Origin of the sequence: Pseudoalteromonas porphyrae, from assembly GCF_001298125.1 — a bacterium.
GTDB lineage: Bacteria > Pseudomonadota > Gammaproteobacteria > Enterobacterales > Alteromonadaceae > Pseudoalteromonas > Pseudoalteromonas neustonica.
Window position 1 is genome coordinate 1 of sequence record NZ_LHPH01000039.1, and the last position, 10,089, is coordinate 10,089.

8 protein-coding genes are annotated in these 10,089 nt (G+C 39.8%); 4 read left to right on the forward strand and 4 right to left on the reverse strand.

Annotated features, from left to right (window positions below):
* Both ADS77_RS20740 and ADS77_RS20745 read right to left on the reverse strand, forming a co-directional pair.
* Positions 1 to 646, reverse strand: a 646-nt coding sequence (locus ADS77_RS20740) for a tyrosine-type recombinase/integrase (protein WP_054456113.1), incomplete at its 3' end; no start/stop codon positions are given.
* A 557-nt stretch (positions 647 to 1,203) separates the two neighbouring features.
* Entirely contained in the window at positions 1,204 to 1,749 is a 546-nt protein-coding gene (locus ADS77_RS20745) for a GbsR/MarR family transcriptional regulator (RefSeq protein WP_054203728.1), read from the reverse strand.
* A 266-nt stretch (positions 1,750 to 2,015) separates the two neighbouring features.
* Here ADS77_RS20745 and adhP point away from each other — a divergent pair, with 266 nt between their 5' ends.
* A complete protein-coding gene (gene adhP / locus ADS77_RS20750; RefSeq protein ID WP_054456115.1) occupies positions 2,016 to 3,026 on the forward strand; it encodes an alcohol dehydrogenase AdhP in 1,011 nt (336 codons plus the stop codon).
* 83 nt (positions 3,027 to 3,109) lie between these two features.
* Here adhP and ADS77_RS20755 read toward each other — a convergent pair whose 3' ends face one another.
* Positions 3,110 to 5,521, reverse strand: coding sequence for a TonB-dependent receptor (locus ADS77_RS20755; RefSeq protein ID WP_152960650.1), 2,412 nt, complete (start codon positions 5,519 to 5,521; stop codon positions 3,110 to 3,112).
* Positions 5,522 to 5,739: 218 nt separating this feature from the next.
* Positions 5,740 to 7,005, reverse strand: coding sequence for a metal-dependent hydrolase family protein (locus ADS77_RS20760; protein ID WP_054456116.1), 1,266 nt, complete (start codon positions 7,003 to 7,005; stop codon positions 5,740 to 5,742).
* 196 nt (positions 7,006 to 7,201) lie between these two features.
* Between ADS77_RS20760 and ADS77_RS20765 the strand changes: the two genes are divergently transcribed.
* From ADS77_RS20765 to ADS77_RS20775, 3 genes are all read left to right on the forward strand, one after another.
* On the forward strand, positions 7,202 to 9,016 hold the full coding sequence (locus ADS77_RS20765) for a DUF885 domain-containing protein (protein WP_054456118.1): 1,815 nt from the start codon (positions 7,202 to 7,204) through the stop codon (positions 9,014 to 9,016).
* 95 nt (positions 9,017 to 9,111) lie between these two features.
* Entirely contained in the window at positions 9,112 to 9,609 is a 498-nt protein-coding gene (locus tag ADS77_RS20770) for a YcgN family cysteine cluster protein (RefSeq protein ID WP_054203723.1), read from the forward strand.
* Positions 9,609 to 10,089 (forward strand): RNA methyltransferase (locus ADS77_RS20775; RefSeq protein WP_054456120.1); only part of this gene is annotated, 481 nt, incomplete at its 3' end. The genes ADS77_RS20770 and ADS77_RS20775, both read left to right, overlap by 1 nt.

Genomic DNA, 10,089 nt, shown 5'->3' on the forward strand with positions numbered 1-10,089 from the left:
CTAAACCACACGCTTGTGCGTGTTTTCTCAATGGCTTCCTGAAGGTCGATGCTGACATAGGTTTATCCATTAACAATCGCGAGTAAAACATCCAACCCGTTGGGTGATACATTTTCCAGTAACAACGTAATTGATTCAGTACACTATCTGATACAACTACGTAACGCGATTTATCTCCTTTACCATGTTCAATTAAAATGGTTTTACGCTGTCCATCGATGTCTTGCACTTTGATGCGCAGCAGTTCGTTAATACGTAAACCACAGCCATAACACACCGCTATTAACGTTTTCAATCGCATGTCAGTGCAGCTTTCTATAAGTCGCTGCATATCATCACGCGATAAATACGTGGGTGCGCGCAATTTCGCTTTTGGCAGTGCAATATCTAAGTTCAGTGGGCGATGTAAAATATTCTTAAACAAGAACCAAATGCTGTTTATYTGTAYTTTTTGACTCGCTCTGGAGAGCTTGCGAATGGCRGGATCTTTAAAAAAGATATTCAGCTCATCATCAGTAATTAAATCGAGTGGTTTATTAAAATAATGGCTGAGTTTAAGTAAATGCTCGCAGTAACTTTTACARGTACTTTGTGAATAACCACGGTAGGCTATTTCAGTTTTGACTTGTTCAATGAGTGTATTCATGACTTACCTCCAAGTTATGGGATAACCCCAAGGTAAGTGTGGCTCAAATGGTCAGAATAGGATCTCCGCGTAGCGGCTTAGTTCAACAATTYTATAGTGCGCGAAGGGCGGATATTTCTGCTCCGACCACACTCATATTTATACTTTATATAGTTTTAACAAATTAACTAAGATATTACTATCATTAAGTTTTCTAATATCTTTTAAACAAAGCTAAGTGGAATAATATACGCGCGTCGCTCATATCCTTGAATATGTGAGCAAACAATAGTTTGACCAATCAATTAATTATTACTCTTAGCCAATATCAATGACTATAATTTGCTCAAAGAGCTCCGTCAGCAGAACGTGTATAAAGTACAGTACTTATCTGCGTTTTTTATGTGGAACAACTTATTTTTTTATTCACCAAAGAGAACACAAAGGCGCTTCTCGCTGCACAGAGTTAGAACATTAACTCTTGTATATTTCTCTGTGATCTCGGTGTGCTCTGTGGTTAAATTCTCTTGAACCTTGAACATAGCACCTAAAAGCACAGACGCGATATAAAATCGCTGCTACTGTTTCTTCAAAATCTTATCTTTAAAGTCGAGTACTTTACCTATGCCTGAGCCGAGTTTCATTAGGCTTTGCAGTTGTTCTGGGCTTAGGCGCTGTAATTCGGCTGACCATTTGGTGACTGTTTCTAGCAAGTCGTGAATTTCATGCATTTGTTGTTGAGCAAACTTTTCATCGTCATTGGTGGCAGGCTCAATAAGGTTATCTCTTAACAGGCTTAAAGTCGGATCTATTTCACGCTTTTTACGCTCTTCAAACACGCGATTTGCCATATCCCAAATAGTACCGGCAGGTGCGTAATATTCTTTACGGTCGCCGGGAATATGTTGAACTTTTATCAAGCGCCACGACTGTAACTCTTTAATACCCATACTGACATTACCACGAGAAATACTTAAGCCATCGGCTATCTCGTTAGCTGTCATTGGCTCTTTGGTAATAATTAAAAGCCCACACATTTGCCCAATGGTACGGTTAAAGCCCCAGCGGCTGCCCATTTCACCGCAGTGCATTACAAAAGCATAATTTTTATCCGATAACGTCATGGCTTTTCAAGTTTCAATAAATAATGAAACCAATGCTAGCACGATGAAATACGATAGCAAGATTTACCCTGTGCTTTAACGTCTGTTTTTTACTGCACGTAAAATTAGCTGGTTTACGAGTAAGTACGGTTTTGCGGTGTTATTTTAGAGCATTAATACCAAAGTTTGATATGGATTAATATTTACTCATCTATTGTGGGTTATGTTGTGCAATAAGTCATAACCAAATGCATTACAACATTTTCCTAACCAACCAAGGGATGAGCATGAAAGCAGCAATCAACAACGAATATAAAGGTAAATTAGAAATTGGCCAACTCCCTATTCCAAAAGTAGGCCCAAACGATGTGCTGGTTAAAATAGCAGCATGCGGTATTTGCCATACGGATTTACACGCTTGCCACGGTGATTGGCCGGTAAAGCCAAAAATGCCATTGGTTCCAGGGCATGAAGGCGTGGGTGTTATTGAGCAATTGGGCAGTAACGTTACTCACTTAGAAGTTGGTGATAGAGTGGGTGTACCTTGGCTTTATAGCGCGTGTGGCCACTGTGAATATTGTTTAGACGGTAGAGAGACATTGTGTTTGTCACAGCATAATACGGGCTACTCTATTGATGGCAGCTACGCAGAGTATTGTTTAGCCCACGGTGATTATGTTGTTAAAATTCCAAAAGAGCTTGGTTTCACAGAGGCTGCGCCATTATTTTGCGCCGGTGTAACAACGTATAAAGCACTAAAAGTCTCGGATGCAAAACCGGGTCAATGGGTTGCTATTGTGGGTGTTGGTGGGTTAGGGCATTTGGCTGTCCAATACGCTAAAGCGATGGGTTTTAATGTTATTGCTGTTGATACAGGTAAAGAAAAACTAGCCCTAGCAAAAGAGTTAGGTGCTGATATTACGCTTGATTTTAAAGATGTTGTGCCAAGCGAGGCAATCTTTGAGCAGGTCGGTGGAGCGCATGCCGTAATTTGTACTGCTGTTTCTAAACCTGGCTTTGAGCAAGCGTATAAAAGTGTACGTCGTGGTGGTAAATGTGTTTTGGTCGGTTTACCTCCTGACGATATGCCATTACCGATTTTTGATACTGTGCTTAATGGTGTTTCGGTTGTTGGTTCAATTGTTGGCACACGAAAGGACTTACAAGAGTGCTTAGAGTTTGCCGCTCAAGGTAAAGTAAAAGCAATTGTTCAAGAAAAACGTCTTGAAGATATTAATGAGATTTTTGATGATATGTTAAAAGGTGAAATTAATGGGCGTATCGTCGTAACAATCTGATTTTAAATTAGTAAACAAAAAGCGCACTCCCTTGTGCGCTTTTTTATTGTCATTAAATCTATAGCGTTTTATTGTCACTAAATCTATAGAGTATAGCTAAATGTTAGTTTAGCACTACGTTCTTCACCCGGCATGCCGCCTAGGAACATCGCCTTTGAATAATAAGACTTATTAAATAGATTATTAACGTTTAGCTGTAATTGCCATTGCTGTGTTTTATAGCTTAACGCAGCATCATACACTGTGTAACTTGGTACATAGCCATCTGGGATACCAAATGATGTTGAGTTTGTACTTCTATCATCTACGTACTTAATTCCGCCACTTATCTGAAGTGGTTCAGAAAGCTCAAACCATTGCGCGCTGTAAGTTACCCACGTACTTGCAGCTACGTGAGGCACACCTTTTTGACGTGTATCGTAATTTTTTGAATGTGGGTTTTTCTTATCTCGAGCATCTTGATACACACCATTGAAATTTATTTTCCATTGCTCATTGATATCGGCATTTAAATCAAACTCTATGCCGGTTGTTTGGTCTTTACCATCAAAAAAATCTTTTGGTACGTCAGGATCCGATACACCATCCTCGTAATCAGGGTTTGTGTATTGTAAGTTTGTACGTTCAGTATTAAAGACAACGAGTGATGCTAGAAGTTGGTCGTCAAGTGCTTTAAAGCGAATGCCGAGATCAGAACTTAATGATTCAGAATCATCACGATCACCTTCATTTCCAAGTACAGTCCCAAGAACAGAATAGGCTGCTCGGCCTTTTGCATGATTAATGAATAATGCAATGTTATCTGTTGGTCTATAAGTTGCCCCTAGATTATACGTTATGCCTTTATTGTCAGTGCTTTGTTGCGGTGTTGGCTCTGAAGCACTGGCACGATAACGTGCATCAACTCCAAAGTGTTCATAGGTTTGTTTTATATTATTCATGGCAACCCCAGCACGGGTTGTAATTACGTCATTTATGTACGCAACATGCTGTATACCAACGCCCCAAGATTGTACTTTTTTGTTATAGTTACTAGTCATTAATGGATCATAATCAGCGAAGCTACCCGCTCCCCACTCAGGGCTACGAATGTCTAGGATATACGGCAAGCTTCCTTGATAGATTAAATCGCCTTGCTTATTTTTAATCATTTTATCAGCGTCGTAGATAGAATGCTGTGTTAAGCGGATATCTCTGTCTTCATAGTTGGCATTGACTAAAAATTCATTGTCGATATCGCCAAGTGCAAAGTCATAACGTAAATCGACAAAGTACTGTAAGGATTTTTCGTCAGCTTCTACTTGTCGATATTCTTGGCGTCGAGCAGCAAACGGGTAAAGTACGTCATCAATCACTAATGGAGCACGCGGATCTGCGTTAATTATATTTCTTCTATTCCAATATACATAATTATACGCGCCTGTTTGACGGGCAAAGCTGGTTGTGAAATTACGATACTGGAGTTGTTGATTTAAAAATAAATCGTCAGTTAAAAAATAGTTATGACTTAATTTAAAACGCAGTTCTTCACCTTCATTATCTTTTGCCATTGGTGAAATTATGCCGTTATGGCCAAACTTATAGGGTGTTAAGCCATCAGAGCCAGCAAGAGAGTCCGCTAGTTGTTGACGTTGAGCGTCAGATAATTGCAGCCCCGCAGATGTTGGGTGGTTTACTAAGTCATCTCCCGTTATTTGATCTGCTGTTTTGCCACCTACGGATTCAGCGTTGTAAATCCTAATAGGGTGCCCGATTGAATCAACAGCAAGTGCGTCTTTAATATAGGCCCCAGAAATTAAAAAGTCTTGTTGATCATTTAATACGTATTTAAGCGAGGCATAGATTTCATCACGGTCATCTTTTAAATCACGATACCCGTCGCTTCGCGCTGTTTTTATATTGATACGGTATGCAAGATCATCCGTTATTGCATTCGTACTATCAAACCCAAGTGAGTAAGTATCCCATTGACCAATTTCGGCAGTAATTGTGTGTTGCTCATCAAACTTTGGTTTTTTCTCAATAAGATTAATTACACCACCAGCGCTGCCCATACCATATAAACCTGTAGCAGGGCCTTTTAAAATTTCTACCGATTCTACGTTTGAAAGTGAGCGTGTAGGGTTAAATGTATTCCCTAACCCTGCACCGCCATACATGCCATCATAGGTATAATTTGCACCAAGGCCACGAATAACTAAATTATCGCCAATACCATAATTGTTACCTGCTTGTGTTGCGCCACTTATATTACGTGCTAAGTCTTGTAAATTATCAACGCCTTGTGAATTAATAAGGGCTAGATCAACGACAACGATTGGCGCAGGCGTTTCCATTAGTGACATGTCAGATTTTGTGGCTAACCCTGAATTTAAAATTACGCGATTTTGCTTTTCATACACAGTTATGTGCTCAAGATCTGCTTGTTCGGTTGCAAAAGCAGTATAGGATGATAAACAGGCTAACGAGATAAGTGAGAATTTAAACATTGTAATAATAAGTATCATTTTGAAATTTAAGGTAATGATAATGTTTGTTATTTGTATTACAAGGTAAAATTGCCATTCACTTAAAATTAGTTAAATGTGAAACAATCTTATTATTATTCGTTTCTTTGTGGTTTACATAGTAACAATTTATTCAACTAATAGAGGTGTAAGAAAATAAAAGTTCGAAATAAAGCGGGCCAACCATTGTGGTTAACCCATAATAATTAATAAACTGTGCCTGCTTTCATTACAAAGCTAACATTTTCAAGCAATGACACATCATTTAATGGGTTTCCTTTTACGGCAATTATATCTGCTGCAAAGCCCACTTTTAGTTGACCAAGCTGATCCTCAACCTTTAATAATTTTGCGCTATTGATTGTTGCAGACTGTATTGCTTGTAATGGGGTCATGCCAAATTCAACCATACGAGAAAACTGTTTTGCATTATCACCATGGGGGTAAATAGCAGCGTCTGTACCAAACACCATATTAACGCCAGCATCAACTGCGCGCCTAAAACTATCTCTTTGCCTTTTTGATACTTGACGCTCTTTTTCTAAGTTCTCTTGTGCAACACTATTTTGCTCACCATAAGTGAGCGTATATTCGGTGTTATAGATGTCCATTGAAAACCAAGTTCCGTGTTTTTTCGCGAGCTTAATTGCTTCATCGTCAACAAAGCTAACATGCTCAACACTATCTACACCTGCTTTAATTGCTGCTGTAATTCCACTGGTACCGTGCGCATGCGCTGCGACCGTTAAGCCTCGCATATGGGCTTCGTCCACAATTGCTGTCATCTCTTCAAGCGAGTATTGCTGAATGCCGACTTTAGTGCCTTTAGAAAATACCCCACCAGTGGCACAAAACTTAATAGCATTTGCACCATATTTTATGTTTTCGCGTACTTTTGCTCGCACAGCCCACGGACCATCGGCAACACCTTCTGCCGTGTACTTCATCTCAGGCGGCAGGCGGTTATTATCACAATGACCACCAGTAACACCTAGCGATGGTCCTGCGGCCCAAATTCTTGGGCCAATAATGTCGCCTGCATTAATACCATCACGAACAGCAATAACACTGTAACCTTGTGCGCCGACATTACGCACGGTTGTAAAACCAGCGTTTAAGGTTTTTTGTGCAAAGTATGCAGCTTTTATTGCTTGGCGAGGGATTGATTGACCAATACGCTCACTACGAGGCACGGTAGGATCGCTGGTTAAATGCACATGCATATCCATAAGTCCTGGCATAATTGTTAACTCAGGTAATTGAATATGTTCATCGCCTTGTTGCAGCGTAGGTAAGTTTCCCGTGCTGACTTGAGTAATTACGCCATTATCAATTTGAATGAGTGGCGTGCTAATTAGCTTGCCGTTATTAACGTCAAGCATGGCTTTAGCTGTAATGTAGGTTGTTGCTTCAGTGCTAAAAGCAGATAGGCAAAGTAGGCTCAAGGGGACGCTAAGTGATAATTTATTCATTAGTTTCTTCTGATTATGTATGAATTAATTTTTAAATGTAGCAAGGTCGATTTACATTGTATACTAAACACGCTAATTCGTAGTTAATGGATTGATTAACATGCGAATAAATATCAGTTAGAGCATAATGCCTAATAAAACAGAATGGTAATCGTTTTTTACTCACAACGCGGGTTATTTATATTCAAGGATCTTCATGAAAAATTTTAAGTTAACAATGCTGGTAACGTGCGTTATAAGTGCATTATCAGGGTGTTCAAGTAGCAACAACACGGTGCAAATCACACCAAATGCGCCTAGTGCAACAACATCGCTTTCAGCACAGCAGTTAAATACATTAGTTGAGCAATATTTTGTAGAGTCACTTCAATTTAACCCATTAGGTGGTACTTTTATTGGTTATAACGAGTATAACAATCAATTTATAAATCCCATTTCTGAGCAACAACGCAATAAAATGCGCGCCTTTACTGAGGCCTATCAACAACGCTTAGTTGCGATAGACTCAAAACAGTTAACGGGTCAAGCGTTGCTTAGCTATCAAATATTGAAACGCGATTTAGCATTAAGTGTTGAAGGACAAGGCTTTCCAAGTTATTTGATCCCAATTAATCAAATGTCGGGTGCGCATAATACGTTTGCGGGTTTTGGTTCTGCGCAAAGTGCTCAACCGTTTAATAATTATCAGGATTATGAAAATTTTATAAGCCGTGCAGATGGCTTCATAACGTGGTTAGACAGCGTTGAACAAGCGATGCAACAAGGCATACAGCAACGAATAGTGTTACCAAAACCGCTAGCTGAAAAATTATTGCCGCAGTTTAAAGCGCATGTGGTTAGCGACGTAAAAGAGTCATTATTTTATAGCCCCATTAAACAACTACCAGAACAGTTTACAGCGCAACAAAAACAACAACTGACTGAGCAATACAGTGCGCTTATTATGGATCGTTTAGTCCCTGCCTATAAAAAAATGAGTGACTTTTTAGCCAATACCTATATACCTCAAAGCCGCGATTCAGTGGGCTACAGTGACTTACCAAATGGTAAAGCGTGGTATGAATATCAAATCAAGAAAAATACAACATTAAGTTTATCTGCGGATGAAATTCACACGATAGGTCTACAAGAAGTCTCACGTATTCTTAGTGAGATGAAAGCTGTAAAAAATAACGTTGGCTTTGAAGGAAGTTTAGCTGATTTTTTTACTCATTTACGTGAATCCGATGAGTTTTATTATGATACTCCAGAACAACTTATCGCAGCCTATGAAGCAGTAAAACTTAAAATAGATGCCCGTGTGCCGAGTTTATTTAATATTGCACCAAAGGCAGATTATATCGTTAAAGCTGTTGAAGATTTTCGTGCAGAATCAGCGGCAGGTGCGTCTTATCAATCACCGTCACCGGATGGTTCTCGACCGGGCATATTCTATATAAATACGTTTAATTTAAAAGCGCAGCCTAAGTTTTTACTTGAGACACTGTCTATCCATGAAGCGGCACCAGGGCATCACTTTCAAATTGCACTGCAACAGGAAGTTGAGTCGTTACCGCTATTTCGTAAATTTGGTGGCTACACTGTCTTTGCTGAAGGGTGGGCATTATACGCTGAGAGCCTAGGAAAAGAGCTTGGTTTATTTACCGATCCATACATGTGGTATGGCCGATTAGCTGACGAGCAATTACGCGCGATGCGTTTGGTCCTTGATACGGGTTTTCATGCTAAAGGCTGGACACGTCAACAAGGCATTGATTATATGCTAGAAAATTCATCTATGGCGTTAAGTGATGTGACCGCTGAGGTTGAACGGTATATTGCATGGCCAGGGCAGGCACTTTCATACAAGCTAGGGCAGTTTAAAATCCAAGAACTACGTGATTACAGTAAAAAACAACTAGGTAAACGCTTTGATATTAAAGAGTTCCACACACAAATATTAATAGATGGCGCGTTACCAATGCCAATTTTAGAAGCTAAAATAAAACGTTGGGTTAATTCACAACGCTAACGATATAAGCCGAAATAGCGCAAAGCTAATTGTGGCTTTGCGCGCGGTGCTCAATTACGTTAAAATGCGCGCCATTAGGGGCACTGAGTTATACCATGATTGAAAACCAATTTTGGCTTGAGAAATCACTTGAGCAAATGTCACAAAGTGAATGGGAAGCCATTTGCGATGGCTGTGGAAAATGCTGTTTGAATACGTTTATCGACAGCGAAGACGAAGATGATTTTACGGCGACAGATCAGCTACGCGAAGGTGAAGAGTTGATATTTACCAATATAGTTTGTCAATATTTGGATAACAAAACGTGCGGTTGCAGCGAATATGAGAACCGTCAAACACTTGTTCCTTCGTGTGTAAAATTAACCAAAGAAAATCTTAAAGATATTTTCTTTATGCCACAAAGCTGCAGTTATCGTCGCTTGCATGAAGGTCGCGGCCTTGCCTCATGGCACCCACTTAATAATAGGGGGAGTAAAAAACTTATGCATGAGCTTGGTATCTCTGTACGCGATAAAACAGTAAAAGACTGTGATGTTGAGCTTGATGATTTTGATTTATATGTAGCGCAGTGGCCTACCTTGGATTGTGATTAATGAGTGAAGTGCGTGCAACCATTGGTTTAATAAACCCAAAAAGCCCAACTAACGTTGGCGGTGTTTTACGCGCCGCAGGCTGCTATGGCGCTCAGCAAGTGTTTTTTTCGGGCACTCGCTATTTAAAAGCCAAAAAATTTCATACAGATACTAAAAATGCGCTGGAGCGAATACCACTCACCTCTGTTGAAGATTTAGCTCAAGCCAAGCCTTCAGGTGCTAAAGCTGTTGTTATTGAGTTGATTGAAGGCGCAACGCCTTTACCTGAGTTTATTCACCCTGAAAACGCTTTTTATATTTTTGGCCCTGAAGATGGTTCAATAAGTAAAGAGGTACTTAATTGGTGTGATGAGGTTGTATATATTCCAACAATTGGCTGCATGAATTTAGCGGCGACGTGTAATGTGGTGCTCTATGACAGGCAGGCAAAGCTCGGTGGAGTAGAAAGCTCTGATAAAACAATTATTGAGAGTCGCGATA

What these genes read in the sequence shown, in the direction of transcription:
- ADS77_RS20765 (WP_054456118.1), top strand. Translation starts at nt 7,202, where the DNA reads ATGAAAAATTTTAAGTTAACAATGCTGGTAACGTGCGTTATAAGTGCA.
- ADS77_RS20745 (WP_054203728.1), bottom strand. Translation starts at nt 1,749, where the DNA reads ATGACGTTATCGGATAAAAATTATGCTTTTGTAATGCACTGCGGTGAA.
- adhP (WP_054456115.1), top strand. Translation starts at nt 2,016, where the DNA reads ATGAAAGCAGCAATCAACAACGAATATAAAGGTAAATTAGAAATTGGC.
- ADS77_RS20760 (WP_054456116.1), bottom strand. Translation starts at nt 7,005, where the DNA reads ATGAATAAATTATCACTTAGCGTCCCCTTGAGCCTACTTTGCCTATCT.
- ADS77_RS20770 (WP_054203723.1), top strand. Translation starts at nt 9,112, where the DNA reads ATGATTGAAAACCAATTTTGGCTTGAGAAATCACTTGAGCAAATGTCA.